The organism is Rhizobium sp. BK312 (assembly GCF_014193605.1).
In the GTDB taxonomy this organism is placed as follows: Bacteria; Pseudomonadota; Alphaproteobacteria; order Rhizobiales; family Rhizobiaceae; genus Rhizobium.
This window is the reverse complement of sequence record NZ_JACHZP010000002.1, coordinates 605774-619248: the sequence shown is the minus strand read 5'-3', so window position 1 is coordinate 619248 and position 13475 is coordinate 605774. Positions and strand designations below refer to the sequence as shown.

Sequence of the window (13475 nt, the reverse complement as noted above, 5' to 3'; positions counted from 1 at the left end):
ATGGTGCCAGAGCTTACGGACCAGGCCCCAAGAAGGCAAGTCGGGTGAGGACCGTGTAGTGCGATTCCGACACCATCAAAGCAGTGAAGACAAGCACGAAGACCGGGGGAAGCAAGATGGCGTAGATCAATGCCAGCCGCTCCCAAGCCATATGCATGAAAATGGCAACGATCAAACCCGCTTTCAGGATCATGAACAAAAGGATCAGGAACCATCTGAGATAGCTCTGAATGCCGAGATAATCGACGAGATAGGAGAAGGTACTGAGGACGAAAAGCAGTCCCCAGACGACCATGTAAAGCTTTATTGGATGCTGCTGTCCGGAATGTGCTTGTCCCTGCGCCATGATGCCATCCTCACCACAGATAGAAGAATGCAAAGATGAATACCCAGACCAGATCGACGAAGTGCCAGTATAGTCCCATGATCTCGACGATCTCGTAATTGCCTTTGCGGCTGGTGAAGAACCCGCGCCTTTCTTGGTCGAAGTCTCCTCGCCACACCTTGCGTGCGATGATCAGAAGGAAAAGCACCCCGATCGAGACGTGGGTGCCGTGAAAGCCCGTGATCATGAAAAAGGATGAGCCGAACTGGGCCGCACCCCACGGGTTTCCCCAGGGCCGCACCCCTTCCGTGATCAGTTTGGTCCATTCGAATGCCTGCATTCCGACGAATGTCGTTCCGAAGGCTGCCGTCGCCAACATCAGCGCGGCGGTTTTGCGACGATCGTGGCGGTAACCGAAGTTGACGGCCATGGCCATCGTGCCGCTGCTGCTGATGAGGACGAACGTCATGATGGCGATCAGGATCAGTGGAATTTGCGTGCCTCCGATCGTCAGGGCGAAAACCTCGCTGGGATTAGGCCAGGGGACGATGGTCGACATGCGCGCCGTCATATAGGCCAGCAGAAAGCAGCCAAAGATGAAGGTGTCGCTCAGGAGGAAGATCCACATCATCGCCTTGCCCCAGGAGACGTTTTTGAACGCCCGCTGGTCCGACGACAGATCAGCCGCCACGCCGCGCAGTCCCATGGGCTGCAGAAGTGGATCGTTTGCCGGTCGTTCTATGGATTCGGTCATCATCGAAGCTCCTCAAGTGACCAATTGACGGCAGAGATCGACAAAACTATTTGCCCAGCCCGCGAAGAGCGCAAAAAGGATCAGCCAGACAACGAGCATGAAATGCCAATAGATGGCGCAGAGATCCACGCTCAGGCTGACTTTTGCCCGCACACGGCTGGTCCGGGCGCGGATTGTCGTCCGTCCGAGCACGAAAAGTCCGCCCAGAATGTGGAGGCCATGTAATCCTGTAATCATATAGAAGAAGCTGTTTGATGGGTTGTCCGCGAGCACATAGCCTGCCGACACCAGTTGCCGCCACGCCAGAACCTGTCCGCCGAGAAAGAGGACAGCCAACACGAACGCCACGGCAAGCGCCGTGTTCAGCACGTCGCCGCGGTCAAGACGGGCTTCGGTTTTTGCCCATTGCAGCGCGACGCTACTGGCGGCAAGGGTGGCGGTATTGACCCAAAGCACGCGCGGGATTGGAATACTCCACCAGTCGGAGCCGCCGAGACGGGTAAGATAGGCGCTGACAAGGAGCGTGAACAAAGCGCCGGCGACAGCAAGAAAGATGCCGAGACCGACTTTCGCCGCGGTCGCCGGTGATCCTCGCATCTCCGGCGCATCGCCCGCCAGCCCTGCTTCCAGCCAGGGTTTCGAGGTCAGCCGCTGCCCTGCCATCCACCAGATGATGATGCCGGCGATCCCGGCCATGAAGATGAGAATGGCGCTCATGACGACGCCCCTTCGGACAATCCGCCCGAAGCCGGCTGGTTCTGCGGCAGGAAGTCCTGACTTGCTCCGGGGACACTGTAATCATAAGGCCAGCGGTAGACGATCGGCAACTCCTTACCCCAATTGCCATGAACGGGCGGCGTTTGCGGTGTCTGCCATTCCAACGTCGTCGCCCGCCATGGATTGCCGCCCGCTTGCCTGCCCCAGCGAAGGCTCCAGGCGAGATTAAACAGGAACACAAGCTGCGCAGCCCCCACGATCAACGCAGCAACGGTGATGAACATGTTCAGCGTGTGCGCCGACGGCGGAATGAAAGCCGTTTCGCCAAGCTCGTAATAGCGGCGCGGAACGCCCATCAGGCCGAGATAGTGCATCGGGAAGAAGATCGCATAGGCGCCGAGAAAGGTTATCCAGAAGTGGATATGCCCCATCGTCACGTTAAGCATGCGCCCCGTGATCTTCGGATACCAATGGTGGATTGCCCCGAAGATCACCAGGATCGGCGCTACCCCCATCACCATGTGGAAATGGGCAACGACGAACATGGTATCGGACAGCGGCACGTCGACGACGACATTGCCAAGAAAGAGACCTGTCAGCCCACCATTGATGAACGTGACGATGAAGGCGAGGGCAAACAGCATCGGCAATGTCAGATGGATATTGCCGCGCCAAAGCGTCAACACCCAGTTATAGACCTTGATGGCGGTCGGGATGGCGATAATCAACGTCGTCGTCGCGAAGAAAAACCCGAAGTTCGGGTTCATTCCGCTGACATACATATGATGTGCCCATACGACAAAGCTTAGCGCTGCGATGATGACGATCGCCCAGACCATCATCCGGTAGCCGAAAATGTTCTTGCGCGCATGCGTGCTGATCAGGTCCGAGACGATACCGAAGGCCGGAAGCGCGACGATATAGACTTCGGGGTGACCGAAGAACCAGAATAGATGCTGGAAAAGGATAGGGCTGCCACCCCCTTGCTTCAACTGTTCGCCCATCTCGACGATAGCGGGCATGAAGAAACTCGTGCCGAGCAAGCGGTCAAACAGCATCATGACGGCGGCGACGAAGAGCGCAGGGAAGGCGAGCAGCGCCATGACGGTGGCGGTGAATATACCCCATACCGTCAAGGGCATTCGCATCAGCGTCATGCCACGGGCGCGACCCTGCAGCACCGTGACGACATAGTTGAGCCCACCCATCGTAAAGCCGATGATGAACAGGATCAACGATGACAACATCAGGATGATGCCCCAATCGCGCCCTCCTGGCGTCCCAGATAGAAGTGCCTGCGGCGGATATAGCGTCCAGCCGGCACCCGTTGGTCCGCCGGGCGCGAAAAAGCCGATGACCAGCACGATGACCGCAAGCAGATAAAGCCAGTAGCTCAGCATGTTCGCATAGGGGAATACCATATCACGCGCACCGAGCATCAAGGGGATCAGATAGTTTCCGAAGCCGCCGAGGAACAGAGCCGTCAGCAGATAGATCACCATGATCATGCCGTGCATGGTGATGAACTGATAATAATGCTCTGAATCGATGAAAGAAAAATAGCCAGGGAACCCGAGCTGCAGCCGCATCAACCAGGACAGCACCAGCGCCACCATGCCGATCGAGATGGCGGTTAGCCCGTACTGAATGGCGATGATCTTGGCATCCTGACTGAAGACGTATCTCGTCCACCAGCTTTTCGGGTGATAAAGCTCCACATCCTCGACTTCAGCGGGCCGGATGACCTGCTCGGTGCCGGATCCAATATCGACCATATCACATCCTCCCTATTCCCTCCGATACAGCTTTTCCCTTCAAGCATGCACGGCATTACTTGACCGCCGGCTTTTCCGCCGATGCCAGCGATTGCGAGAAAGTCTGCTGTTGCTGCAGCCAGGCTTGATAGGCGACCTCGGTTTCGACGACGACCGTGCCGCGCATCTGCGGATGGCCGACGCCGCAAAGTTCCGAGCAGAGAACTTCAAATGTTCCAGTCCGTGTCGGCGTGAACCAGTAGTAGGTGACCGTGCCCGGGATCATGTCCATCTTGCCTCGGAACTGTGGCACGTAGAAATCGTGAATGACGTCGATCGAGCGCAGGAGCAATTTGACCGGCTTTCCGACGGGCAGGTGCAACTCGCCACCTTGGATGATGACATCGTCCATTCCCGCGGGATCGTTCTTGTCCAAACCGAGCGGGTTGTCAGCACTAACGTTGCGCGTATCAGCCCGCCCGAGGCGGCCGTTCGCGCCCGGCAGCCGGAAACTCCATTGCCATTGCTGCCCGACGACTTCGACTGCGCTGGCATCGGCTGGGACCGTCACGAACTGTTTCCAAACGATTAGGCCCGGCGCGAGCATCGCAGCCACGCCAATTGCGGTTCCCCCGGCAAGCCACCATTCCAACCGCTTGTTTTCCGGTTGATATGCCGCTTGGTTTCCGGGGCGATGTCTGAAACGGAGGATGCAATAAGCAATAAACAACACCACCGCCGCGAAAACGAAGCCGGTGATCCAGAAGGTGATGACCATCGTATTGTCGATGTAGCTCCAGTTCGACGCTATCGGCGTCCACCACCAAGGGCTCAGCAGATGGAACGTGATCGATCCCACCACCAGCAGAACGAGAACCACGACGACAGCCATTGTCGCCTCCCTGACCCGGCCGCGAATATTTCAATAATCCCATCGCGAGACGTTTTAGTATTATCTCATGAAGAGGTCAGGTGGGCAATTGCGGCAAAGACAGCAGTTAATCTTGGCAAACCGTATCGGGCCCAAAGACGCCGCGCGAACAGATCGGCGGTGTCAAATCGCGGAACCGAATTTCGCCGATCCAACCGCCGACGCAGAAGACAACTCGTCCACACTTGGCATCTGGCTATTTGGAATATTGCTTCAGATAGGCGATCAGATCAGTAATCTCGGTATCGTCCTTAAGCCCGATGAAGGTCATTTTCGTGCCTTTGACCTTCACTTTGGGATCGTGCAAATAGTCGCGGAGCGATGCCTCGCTCCAAACGAGGCCGTCTTTGCCTGCCTGCTGCATTGCCGGCGAATAGGCGAAATTCGGATGTGTTCCGGCCGTTCTGCCGAACAGGCCATTCAGCGAAGGTCCGATCTTGTTCTGGTCCGTTTCAGCTATATGGCAAATGGCGCATTTCTTGAAAACAATAGCTCCTGCCGTCGCATCGCCCTCCTGCGCGAGAGCGCCAAGCGGGGCGGCAATGGCAAGAAGCAGACAGATCGGAAGAAAACGCCAAGACATGGTAATCCTCACTCTCTTCATCGCTATTCTAAACGACGCGACTCCCATCGGATAGGTCGTAATGGCTTGGAAGATGATCCGGGGGAAGTTTCCTTTGTGAATTCAAGACATGCGGTTCGGATAGGCGGCAATCAATTTCCGATACAGGTGCCAAGTTGAATGCCCGAGGATGGGCATGACGACCGCAAGGCCGACAAAAATCGGGATCGTGCCGACGACGAGCAGCGCCGCGACGATCAATCCCCAAAGCGCAACAGGTCCTGGATTGGCAAGCGTGGCGCGTATGCTCGCATTTACGGCTGCGGTTGCGCCGACATCCCGGTCGAGCAGCAGCGGAAAGGTCACCACAGTCGTCGCTAACGCAATTATTGCGAAAACGAAACCGGCCAAGTTTCCCCAAAATACAAGGGAGAGACCTCGAGACGTGGTCAACACATCTAGCAGGAAGGTGGAGACCGAGGTCAGACCGGCGTTGCCGAAGGTCAGGGTGTAGATATGCTGCGCGACAAATAACCAAGCGACGAAAAGCGCGAACAGCATAAAGCCCACGGCAATGATCGATGGCAGTGCCGGAGAACGGCCGACCTCCAGCGCGTGATACCATGAGCTGTCCAGTCCCTGTTCACGGCGTCGACTGATTTCATAAAGGCCAAGGGCCGCAATCGGGCCAACCAGCGCAAAGCCGGACATCAAGGGATAAAGCAACGGCATCAGGTTAGCGCCGGAGCTCCACATGATCAGGAAAACGCCTGTGATCGGATATATAAGACAGAGAAAAACGTAATGTGAGGGCTTTTCTCTGAAATCATTAAACCCCAATCTCAGCGCATCGATAAGATCCCCGATCCTTATCTTCCGCACTTCCGGACGCGCAAATTCGCCGCTCGCACCGGCCATGACGTGGAATGCCACCATAACATCTCTCCTCCTGCACCACATACCGGCTGGCGCTGCAAAGACGTCCGGCGAATTTTATCTACAATCAAACCGCAACCGGCTAGCGTAAATTTATCAAATCTCATCGCTTTTGTCGCCTATTCTTTAAATTATGAAATTAGATACTATTCACTCATGATGCCAAATGATCGACGATTTTGAATGTCAGTACATGGAAGACGATATTCGCCTGTGGCTGTCAGATCTCGCCCATTGTCCGTCCGGTAATCGGCTCCCCCTATTCATCGACGTAACCGGGTAAGCAACCTGTTGAGCAAAGCAGGCGCCTCACCGCACGCCTTGGCCAACGCGCGCCACCAAACGCTGAAGCCCTAGGTCGACAAGAGCTCTGGAAGAGCTTTGCTCCCTTTTTTGCTCTTGGGCGGACACGAACCCACGACCCAGCATTAGCATCTCTATCTATAGAAATTTCATGAAGTTCCCCTGAAGCCTTATGGCGGATTCGGGCCTCGCGCCTGATACAGCTTAATGGTTGGGCAATTTCTATTGTGATCGCTGCAACATCGCCGTCGGAGCCGAGGTGGCGCCTGAACCGTTCGTTCTGCGCGCAGCTTATGTGAGCGATGCAGACAATGCCGAGCCGCTATCTGAATTGTCGGAACAAAGACCCAAAGCGGATCACATTGAATGGTCCGGCCGCCAAGCCTTCACTAAATCGAGTAGGCCCGAAAACCGCGCGTCGAGATCCTGGGTTCGCACACGGCTGCGCCGCTCCAGGCCATATTGCCGCTGCCGGATAAGGCCCGCCTCGCGCAACGCCTTGAAATGATGCGTCAGCGAGGATTTTGGCCGATCGAAGCCGAACCAGCCGCAAGTGTGATCATAGGCCTCCGATTCCAGAAGCAGCTTGCGGACAATGGTGAGGCGCAACGGATCGGCGAGCGTCCCCATGATGATGTCAAGACGTAAATCCTCCACCGCCGGTTCAGGCAAGGGCGGCGGGAGACGAGATGGCTCGGTGTCGACGATATCAATGCTCGAAAGGGTCATGAGCATTCGTATAGCACGTCCGTACGATTCCTGTCGAATATACATGTACGAGTTTCGTCGAACTATGGTAAGTACGACTAAATTCGTACCGTCGAGGGAGCCCTCCCATGTCATCCCTCAATCCCTCTCAAGCCTTCAAGATTAGGGATATACGGGGCAGCTTGTCAATAGTGGCTGTCGCCACTGATCGTCCGAGATCGGGAATGGTAAAGCGCTGTCGACACAAATGTCGTCGGCGGCAATCGCAACGCGATACCGCAGGAGCGCCATGAACCGACACGATGTCAGGAAAGGCGATCAGCATCGGCATGCGGATGCAGCCTGTCAATCGGCGTCGTAGCGGGGGTCTAACTCATTCTCGATGATGTTTTGAGTTCAACTGGCTTGGTTTCCAATAGAGAATCAGTGCCATGCGAACCCAATTTCGGCTTTCCGATCTGATCCCTGCTGAGTTAAACGTTGAAGCAGTGCATCATTGTGCCGACGCGATCGTCGTTGCCGCATATGGTCGGTGACCAGATTGCAGATGCCCCCAATGCGGTAAGGCCTCGCGTCGTATTCATAGTCGCTATCCCCGGATGATTGCCAATCTTCCGTGTGCGGGTCGAAGGATTGAATTGCACCTGACGGTCCGGCGCTTCGTCTGTCGTGCCGCCAATTGCCATCGAAAGATTTTCGCCGAACGCTTCGGCGACGGCGTGGTCCGCCCCATGGCTCGCCGGACAGCTCGTCTGGACTGCTTGGCTCGGCATCTGGCTCTTGCATTGGGTGGTCGCCCGGCAGCACGGTTTGCCGATCGTCTCTGACTTCCAGTGAGCAATGATACGCTGCTGCGAACCGTTCGCCGATATGATCGCCCGCCGCCAACGCCACCGAGAGCGATCGTCATCGATGATTGGGCATGGCGTCGCAATCATCGATATGGCAAGATCATTGGCGATCTAGAACGGCGAAAGACGATCGCTTTGTTGCCCGACCGAGAACCCTCGATATGACCGCGATTTGGAAATTAGCGATCTCTTGCCACCATCGGGTCTGATGGCGGCGATCACCAACCCCGGCGTTCTCCGTTGAGAGGAGCAGCCAATCATATTTTGCCAACAGTGGGAATTTTAATCAGAACTCTCGACTGGCGCGATCTCTCCACCTACCCGCGGCGTATAGTCGAGATCCGGCACCTGAAAGGCCGGTGAAGCGGGGGCCTAGTCCAATCGCCGCGTCGTACGCGAAAGATCGGGGACACTCACCACAACGCGCGCGTGGTAGCGGGCATACAGAGTGTCGAAGAAACCGCTCAATCGAAGCGGGCTATCTGGAAGAGGAAAGCTGTCGAGCAGGCTGCTTCGTTCCGTACCGTGCATCTCGACAAGACCGAAGCCTACACGTCAAGTACGCGTTCACGAAAATCGGGAAGACCTGCAGGTCTCGAAATCTCTGCGCCGCAAATGAAAAGGACTTCGCCACGAGCATGAGCTAAGAGAAGGCGTTCGGATATCGCTGCTAGCCCACTGCCAAGAGAAATTACACGATCTTCGATATCCGGTCCCGCCGCATAGCCTTTTGATCATTGCCGATACTCAAATATAACTGAGTAGCATTTCGCCGCACAACGTCCAGTAGGTGTTCCTCAATAAGATGCGACGTGCGTAGTTCGTGCGATTTATTACATCTGTACCGACTCGACTGATCGCCATCGACGTCTGCTTTCAAGCGGCCGCAATGCCGTTCTGCATGTCCGACATAGGGGCGCATTGCTGCCATTCGCATAGGTCATTAAGCTCATGGTCAATCATCCCACCTGTATGCGAGTACCCGTGGCACCGTTGAGCAGCCGCCTCAAATGATAGCTGGCGAGCGGATCATCGGAGTGCATGCCAACCAGCGCGGCGAAAGCCGGCATGGCGGCGGCGCAATTCTGCTCGAGCTTGGTAAAGGCTGTCATATACTGCGCCGTGACCGGCGCATCGAACTGCGCCGCCAACAAGGGCTCATGGGCGCGCAACGGCTCGTTACGTCCGCGCAGGACAAGATCGCCTATCGGCCGCCCACTGAATTTCCTTGCCCCGCACGCGACACTATCGCTGACGCAAATCCGCGTGCCCAGTGTCTTGTTCGCGGCCTCTAACCTCGCGGCCGTGTTGACTGTGTCGCCATAGGCGGTGAAATCGAAGAAACGATCGCCGCCGAAGTTGCCGACCAGTGCGGGACCTGCATGAACGCCGATGCGTGTGATCCCGAAGTCCACGCCTTTCTGTTTCCAGCGCTCGCGAAACGCTTCTGCCCATTGGTCGAGCGCTTGTGCGCAGGCGATTGCGCGGGTCGCATAGTCGACCTGGTCGCCAGGTGCGTTGAACAGCACCTGAATGGCATCGCCGATCACTTTGGCCACCGTTCCTTCATGCGCGAAGACGACATCCGTCAGACCGCCGACATATTCGTTAAGCAACTCCGCCAGCACCGCGGGAGCGGCTGTCTCGACGAGCGAGGTAAAGCCCGTGATATCTGTGAAAATCACAGCGATATCGCGCCAGCGTACCTGCATATCATCGTCATTACCGTTGACGGCAAGGAGCTTGGCAAGTTCGGGCGAAAAATAACGCGACAACGACGCATGCGCGCGCTCCGCCTCCGCCTGGCGGCGGCGTGCCTCACGCAAGACCTCGACTTGACGGATGGTCTTCAGGATCGTCGCTTCCAGATCGGCGAAATCGATCGGTTTGGTTACGAAGTCGAACGCACCGCGATTCATCGCGGTGCGTATATTATTCATATCACCGTAGGCAGAAACGATGATGGCCAACTTCTTGTCCTCTCGCTCCTGCAATTTCGCCAATAACGAGAGGCCATCCATGCGCGGCATATTGATGTCCATGACTACAAGATCGACATGAGGATACTGCTCGATCGCCTGAAGCGCATCAACACCGTCATGCGCAAACAGGAAGCTGATGCCTCCGTCTCGGACCTGCTTTCGAAATTTACGCAGAATAAGCGTCTCCAGGTCTGACTCGTCATCGACCACGAGAACGGTTGTAGTCATGTGGCCGGTCCCAGCCTCGTCTCGACGACCAGGCGTAGCTGGCCGAAGTCGATCGGCTTGGTCAGCAAGCCCTCCGCGCCCCGATCCAGCGCAGTCCTGCGCGTCTCGGCATCTCCATAGGCAGTAATCATGATGACAGGAACATCCGGCCTTCGTGCGCGCATTTCCGGCAGCATATCGAGACCATTCATCCCAGGCATGTTAATGTCGGAGAAGATTAAAATCAGCGTTTGCTCGCCAGTGTCGGCAACGCGGGCAAGAGCCTGCGCTGCTGAGGCGGCAAAATCCATCGCGAAGCGCCGGGCGCGAAGATCGCGGCGGAACCGCTGACGGAACAAGGCTTCAACGTCCGCTTCGTCATCCACCACCAGAACCAATAAGGTCACGGCCCCTCTCCTATTGTTATTGTGCAAAAAATTGCTTTCGCGGCAGCAAGATGGTGAACTCGGTAAACGCACCGGGCTCGGTGTCGATATCGATCCTGCCGCCGTGTTGCTTCACGATGATGTCGTGGCTTATTGAGAGCCCGAGGCCGGTGCCTTCGCCAGGCGGCTTGGTCGTGAAGAATGGACTGAATATCTTTTCCTTGACCTCTGGCGGAATGCCGACGCCGTTGTCGCGGATGCGGATTTCGACGTGTTCGCCACGGTTTCGTGTACTGACGCTGAGCGTGGCCTCAAAGCCAGGGATGTTTTCGCCGCTTCGCTCGGCAACGGCATAGAAGCCGTTGGACATCAGATTCAGCAACACGCGCGAAATCTCCTGGGGGAATACTTCAGCGGAACCGGCATCGCGATCGAACTCACGCCTAAGAGTGACGTTGAACTGCGGCTTCTCGGAGCGCGCTCCGTGAAAAGCGAGGCTGAGACTGTCTTCGACCAGTGCATTCACGTCCGTCAGCCGGTGTTCGCCGCCGCCTCCCCGCGAGTGCAAGAGCATGTTCTTGACGATGGAATCGGCTCGCTTGCCGTGCTGAACGATCTTTTGCAGATTGTCCTTCAACAGGCCGCCAAATTCCTCGAGTTCATCGCGAACATTGTCGGAGAGCGCAAGCGGCGCGATCGTACTGCTCAACTCATCCATCAGTTCGGCTGAGAGGGCTGCGAAATTATTGACAAAGTTGAGCGGGTTCTTGATCTCGTGCGCGATGCCGGCAGTGAGTTGGCCGAGCGAGGCCAGTTTTTCGGTCTGCACCAGACGGTCCTGTGCGGCGCGCAGATCGTCGAGAGACTCGGAAAGCTGCCTGGTTCGCGCCCGCACCTCTTCGAATAGCCGCGCGTTCTCGATCGCGATCACGGCCTGATCGGCAAGCGTCTTGAGAAGATTGATTTGGCTGTCGCTGAACGTCCCCGGCTCGGCACGCGAAACACCGACAGTGCCGATCGCGATGCCGTCGCAAAGCATCGGCACCACGATAATGCTTCGGTATCCTCTAATGCGTGCCATGTCCTTGACGGCTTTGGGGATGCCGGGTTCGGTTTCGATATCAGAGCGGAATGCCATGGCCGAGCTGAGTGCAACTCGGCTGTGAATCCCCGAAGAAGTCAAGGGAGTCGGAAATGAAGCGCGGATCTCCGCATGGCTGGCAGGACTTCCCGCCGTGCAGGCGGCCAGATGGAGCATGCCATCTATGACCCGCGTCACGAGCGCCGTTTGACCGCCGAGCAACCGTCGCGAGCTCTCGGAAATGACATCGAAAACCGACTGCACGTCGGTTCGCGACATGGAGATGACGTTGAGAATCTGCGCAGTGACGGCCTGGCGTTCCAACGCAATTTCAAGCTCCAATCGCAGATCGGTATTCTCGACCGCCGCAGAGCCCAGTTGCTGTTCAAGTTCGTCAATCCTGCGTCTAAGCTCGACGTCCATGGCTAAACCCTGCTGGACGAGAGCGGTCTGACACTGGCTGCGGGTTCACCGCTGACGACGGCTGTCACCCAGGACAGGCTCTCCGGCGGCATCACCAAAGAGAGGCCGTTCGTCTTGCAGTGCCGATAGACGAGATCGATGACCTCGTTTTTAGCGGACATCCTGCTCGCCGGGCTTGCTACGCAAAACTGCAGCTCGACCTCGATAGCCATTGCATCGATCGCTTTGAGCGCGACAGACGGCGGCGGAATTTTAACGATTCGCTCGCAGCTCCGCAGAACGGCCAGCATGAGGTCTTCAACCACAGACGGCGGTTGGGTGGCGGCGACGTGCATGGAAAGTGAAATCCAGTGCGTTTCGTCGGGACGGCTGAGATTGGTCATTCCCTGTTTTGCAAGGACGCTATTGGGCAGGACGACGACATTGTGGCCGCCGGTCAGTAAATTGGTCGAGCGCCAGTTGGTTTCGGCGACGCGCCCTTCCGTACCGTCGCCCAATTGGATCCAGTCGCCGATGACGTAAGCACGACCGAGCGTAAGCGCGATCCCGGAAAAGACATCGGCAAGCGTGTTCTGCAGCGCCAGGCCTATGATGATGGCAACCACGCCAGAGGTAGCAACCAATGGGCCGATGGGCGCTCCGAAGACGAACCCGATGACGGCCAGAGCCACGCCGAGATAGACGACCCCGACGATCAGATCCTGCAGCAGATGTGCTTCCCGGGGCTTGTGGTTGAGAGTGATATAGATCTGCACGAAGCCGATCATTGTCCATGCGAGGTGGAGCCACCAGAGAATCCTTGCGGATTTGGCGAGCAGAATGCCGGCTTCCTGAAGCTCGGTATCGTCGAGACGATAGGGCGAAATTCCGGCAAGCCAGAGCACGAGGCTCATGCCGGTGAAGAACAGGATCTGCACGATCAGGCGCCCGGTCGGACGGCCGCGCCCCTGGATATGCCAAATGACAATGCCGACCAGGCCAAGCAAATTGATAAGGACGAGCGGAAGGGAATGATGTTCGCCAAACATAACGGGCTCACCCACGATGATTTCCTATGGGAGGCGCAGGCGGATGCCGTCGGCATCCGCCTCAATGCACCTACTTCTTGATCGGGAAGGTCAGTTCCTTCTGGCTGCTGTCGACGACGAAGACCGCCAGGAGCTTGGCCGGCTTGGTCTTGCTGGCATTCTCGCTGACGCCATGGCGATCGCCGGGCATCTCGGAGAAGTTCTCGCCCGCCTTGTAGACCTTGACGGGACCGTCATTGACCTGGCTGCGGATTGCGCCTTCCAGCACAGTCGCATAGATGAAGGCCGAGTTCGGATGGGTGTGGGCCGAAGAGAAGCCACCGGGACCATATTCGACCAGGACCCCTTTCATGCTCTTGCCGGGAACATTCGGCAATTCATGACTATAGACGAGGGTCACCTTGGCGTCCTTGTCGCCGGCATCATGAGCGGCCGCAGCCGTGGCAGACAAGAGGGCCGTCATGGCAAGGGTAAGGATTGGCTTGATCATCTCGAAATTTCCTTTCTCGAAGGTTGGACGATGGACC

Annotated in this window: 13 protein-coding genes and 1 pseudogene; 1 reads left to right on the top strand and 13 read right to left on the bottom strand. The window is 56.9% G+C overall.

Annotated elements, in window-relative coordinates:
• Nucleotides 1-13: 13 nt before the first annotated feature.
• The 8 genes from FHT85_RS07495 to FHT85_RS07460 all read right to left on the bottom strand — a co-directional run bounded on the left by FHT85_RS07495 (nt 14) and on the right by FHT85_RS07460 (nt 7011).
• Nucleotides 14-346, bottom strand: coding sequence for a cytochrome C oxidase subunit IV family protein (locus FHT85_RS07495; protein WP_112339706.1), 333 nt, complete (start codon nt 344-346; stop codon nt 14-16).
• 10 nt (nt 347-356) lie between these two features.
• Entirely contained in the window at nt 357-1079 is a 723-nt protein-coding gene (locus tag FHT85_RS07490) for a heme-copper oxidase subunit III family protein (RefSeq protein ID WP_112339712.1), read from the bottom strand.
• Nucleotides 1080-1091: 12 nt separating this feature from the next.
• Nucleotides 1092-1796 carry a cytochrome c oxidase subunit 3 gene (locus FHT85_RS07485; RefSeq protein ID WP_112413020.1) on the bottom strand — a complete coding sequence of 235 codons (705 nt, stop codon included), beginning with the start codon at nt 1794-1796 and terminating at the stop codon, nt 1092-1094.
• The gene (locus FHT85_RS07480; protein ID WP_112413021.1) at nt 1793-3571 is read right to left on the bottom strand and encodes a cytochrome c oxidase subunit I; all 1779 of its coding nucleotides are present in this window, start codon (nt 3569-3571) and stop codon (nt 1793-1795) included. Before FHT85_RS07480 ends, FHT85_RS07485 begins: the two co-directional genes overlap by 4 nt.
• Nucleotides 3572-3626: 55 nt before the next feature.
• On the bottom strand, nt 3627-4442 hold the full coding sequence (locus FHT85_RS07475; RefSeq protein ID WP_112413022.1) for a cytochrome c oxidase subunit II: 816 nt from the start codon (nt 4440-4442) through the stop codon (nt 3627-3629).
• Nucleotides 4443-4677: 235 nt separating this feature from the next.
• A complete protein-coding gene (locus tag FHT85_RS07470) occupies nt 4678-5064 on the bottom strand; it encodes a c-type cytochrome (protein ID WP_112413023.1) in 387 nt (128 codons plus the stop codon).
• Nucleotides 5065-5166: 102 nt separating this feature from the next.
• Complete coding sequence (locus FHT85_RS07465; RefSeq protein ID WP_112413024.1) at nt 5167-5979, bottom strand: DUF2189 domain-containing protein; 813 nt, start codon at nt 5977-5979, stop codon at nt 5167-5169.
• Nucleotides 5980-6639: 660 nt separating this feature from the next.
• The gene (locus tag FHT85_RS07460) at nt 6640-7011 is read right to left on the bottom strand and encodes an ArsR/SmtB family transcription factor (RefSeq protein ID WP_112413092.1); all 372 of its coding nucleotides are present in this window, start codon (nt 7009-7011) and stop codon (nt 6640-6642) included.
• A 533-nt stretch (nt 7012-7544) separates the two neighbouring features.
• On the opposite strand from FHT85_RS07460, the pseudogene FHT85_RS30980 reads away from it, so the two are divergent.
• Nucleotides 7545-7817: pseudogene (locus FHT85_RS30980) on the top strand (transposase family protein); the annotation flags it as partial.
• A 983-nt stretch (nt 7818-8800) separates the two neighbouring features.
• On the opposite strand, the gene FHT85_RS07450 reads toward FHT85_RS30980, so the two are convergent.
• The 5 genes from FHT85_RS07450 to FHT85_RS07430 all read right to left on the bottom strand — a co-directional run bounded on the left by FHT85_RS07450 (nt 8801) and on the right by FHT85_RS07430 (nt 13438).
• Nucleotides 8801-10051: an adenylate/guanylate cyclase domain-containing protein gene (locus FHT85_RS07450; RefSeq protein ID WP_112413026.1), complete on the bottom strand. Its 1251-nt coding sequence runs from the start codon at nt 10049-10051 to the stop codon at nt 8801-8803.
• Nucleotides 10048-10437, bottom strand: a complete 390-nt coding sequence (locus tag FHT85_RS07445; RefSeq protein ID WP_112413027.1) for a response regulator — start codon at nt 10435-10437, stop codon at nt 10048-10050. The genes FHT85_RS07450 and FHT85_RS07445 overlap by 4 nt, the downstream gene beginning before the upstream one ends.
• 16 nt (nt 10438-10453) lie before the next feature.
• The gene (locus tag FHT85_RS07440) at nt 10454-11920 is read right to left on the bottom strand and encodes a sensor histidine kinase (RefSeq protein WP_112413028.1); all 1467 of its coding nucleotides are present in this window, start codon (nt 11918-11920) and stop codon (nt 10454-10456) included.
• 2 nt (nt 11921-11922) lie between these two features.
• Nucleotides 11923-12948, bottom strand: coding sequence for a mechanosensitive ion channel family protein (locus FHT85_RS07435; protein WP_112413029.1), 1026 nt, complete (start codon nt 12946-12948; stop codon nt 11923-11925).
• Between the two features lie 70 nt (nt 12949-13018).
• Nucleotides 13019-13438, bottom strand: a complete 420-nt coding sequence (locus tag FHT85_RS07430) for a cupin domain-containing protein (RefSeq protein ID WP_112413030.1) — start codon at nt 13436-13438, stop codon at nt 13019-13021.
• Nucleotides 13439-13475 lie beyond the last annotated feature (37 nt).

Bases quoted from the DNA above. Each gene is read 5' to 3' on its own strand.
- FHT85_RS07485 (WP_112413020.1), bottom strand. From the start codon at position 1,796: ATGAGCGCCATTCTCATCTTCATGGCCGGGATCGCCGGCATCATCATC.
- FHT85_RS07490 (WP_112339712.1), bottom strand. From the start codon at position 1,079: ATGACCGAATCCATAGAACGACCGGCAAACGATCCACTTCTGCAGCCC.
- FHT85_RS07475 (WP_112413022.1), bottom strand. From the start codon at position 4,442: ATGGCTGTCGTCGTGGTTCTCGTTCTGCTGGTGGTGGGATCGATCACG.
- FHT85_RS07460 (WP_112413092.1), bottom strand. From the start codon at position 7,011: ATGACCCTTTCGAGCATTGATATCGTCGACACCGAGCCATCTCGTCTC.
- FHT85_RS07480 (WP_112413021.1), bottom strand. From the start codon at position 3,571: ATGGTCGATATTGGATCCGGCACCGAGCAGGTCATCCGGCCCGCTGAA.
- FHT85_RS07430 (WP_112413030.1), bottom strand. From the start codon at position 13,438: ATGATCAAGCCAATCCTTACCCTTGCCATGACGGCCCTCTTGTCTGCC.
- FHT85_RS07465 (WP_112413024.1), bottom strand. From the start codon at position 5,979: ATGGTGGCATTCCACGTCATGGCCGGTGCGAGCGGCGAATTTGCGCGT.
- FHT85_RS07435 (WP_112413029.1), bottom strand. From the start codon at position 12,948: ATGTTTGGCGAACATCATTCCCTTCCGCTCGTCCTTATCAATTTGCTT.
- FHT85_RS07470 (WP_112413023.1), bottom strand. From the start codon at position 5,064: ATGTCTTGGCGTTTTCTTCCGATCTGTCTGCTTCTTGCCATTGCCGCC.
- FHT85_RS07440 (WP_112413028.1), bottom strand. From the start codon at position 11,920: ATGGACGTCGAGCTTAGACGCAGGATTGACGAACTTGAACAGCAACTG.
- FHT85_RS07495 (WP_112339706.1), bottom strand. From the start codon at position 346: ATGGCGCAGGGACAAGCACATTCCGGACAGCAGCATCCAATAAAGCTT.
- FHT85_RS07450 (WP_112413026.1), bottom strand. From the start codon at position 10,051: ATGACTACAACCGTTCTCGTGGTCGATGACGAGTCAGACCTGGAGACG.